This window comes from Catenulispora rubra (assembly GCF_015356825.1).
GTDB lineage: Bacteria > Actinomycetota > Actinomycetes > Streptomycetales > Catenulisporaceae > Catenulispora > Catenulispora rubra.
Window position 1 is genome coordinate 1 of record NZ_JAACYW010000821.1, and the last position, 387, is coordinate 387.

Consider the following 387-nt stretch of genomic DNA (forward strand, 5'->3'; position numbering starts at 1 on the left):
GTCGGTGCGCGTGCAGTGGTCGCCGTGGCTCCAGGTCGACGGTCCGCCCGGCGCGTGCCTGAGCAAAGACGGCGACTGGACGCTGCTGGTGGTGAAGACGCCGGGCCGCTACACGATCGACGGCGACTACCAGCTGCCTCGGGGGACGGGATGCCGGCGGTCTTGAGGGCTACCGGATCCTGAGGTGATGCGGATCCTGATTTCAGTGCCCTGTTGAGGTCTCAGCGCTCTGTTTATGTCTCAGCACTCTGCTGCGGTCTCAGTGCTCTGCTGAGGTCGTGGCCGCGGCGACAAGCCCTTCGATCAGCGGCCGCCATTCGGCCGCGCCCACGAACCAGTTGCTTCGTAGGACGACAGGAGGCTCGCCGGGCGTGACGAAGGTGAAGG

1 protein-coding gene is annotated in these 387 nt (G+C 66.4%); it reads left to right on the forward strand.

All coding sequences use genetic code 11. The features are described 5' to 3' along the window. Positions 1–10: 10 nt before the first annotated feature. Positions 11–166 (forward strand): DUF8823 domain-containing protein, encoded by a 156-nt coding sequence (locus GWK61_RS61765; protein WP_499704291.1) that lies wholly within the window; start codon positions 11–13, stop codon positions 164–166. Positions 167–387: the final 221 nt, after the last annotated feature.